Annotated in this window: 2 protein-coding genes; both read right to left on the reverse strand. The window is 73.3% G+C overall.

Going from position 1 to position 587, the window contains the following annotated elements:
* Nucleotides 1-372, reverse strand: a 372-nt coding sequence (gspI, locus tag C665_RS19780) for a type II secretion system minor pseudopilin GspI (protein ID WP_004330895.1), incomplete at its 3' end; no start/stop codon positions are given.
* Nucleotides 369-587: hypothetical protein (locus tag C665_RS19785; protein ID WP_004330897.1), on the reverse strand; the 219-nt coding region annotated here is incomplete at its 5' end. The genes C665_RS19785 and gspI, both read right to left, overlap by 4 nt.

Raw genomic sequence — 587 nt, forward strand, 5'->3', positions numbered from 1 at the left:
GGGGGTGCGCCCGCCGCTCGCGTCGAGCACGCGCACGTCGATACGCCGAAAAAGTGCGTTGGGCGTGCCGCTCACTTTCTCCTCCCAGCGCATCCTCATGCGCGCCTGCTCGGCTTCGCCGCTGTACTCGCCGATCTCCGGCCAGGCCGCAGTGGCACGGTGCATTGCCAGGCGGTTCTGCGCGACCCAGCTCGCCAGGGTGTGCTCGCGCAGGGCTGCGGTGGACTGCGCGGTCGCGCCCATCGCGCGCAATGCCGACACCAGTGCGATTGCCACGATCGCGAGCGCGACCAGGGTCTCGAGCAGCGTGAAGCCGCGCGTGCGTCCGGCGTTGCGAGGGCGAGCCCGATTGCGATTCGGCGCCGGAGTCATCGTGCGGCCTCCGCGCCCGGCCGACGCTCCACACGACCGTCGATGCGGCCGGCGATGCGGTAGCGCATGCCCTCTTCGGCCAGTTCCAGCTCGAAGGCCGGCGCGCGCGTGCCGAAGACGATCCTCCGCCCGCCCCTGCCTTCCGCGACCGGGGCGGCGAGCGACTCCCCCGCGGGGGGCGCGACCGCGCCGGGGAGCGACGTTGCGCCCGAATC

It is taken from the genome of Thauera aminoaromatica S2, assembly GCF_000310185.1.
GTDB lineage: Bacteria > Pseudomonadota > Gammaproteobacteria > Burkholderiales > Rhodocyclaceae > Thauera > Thauera aminoaromatica.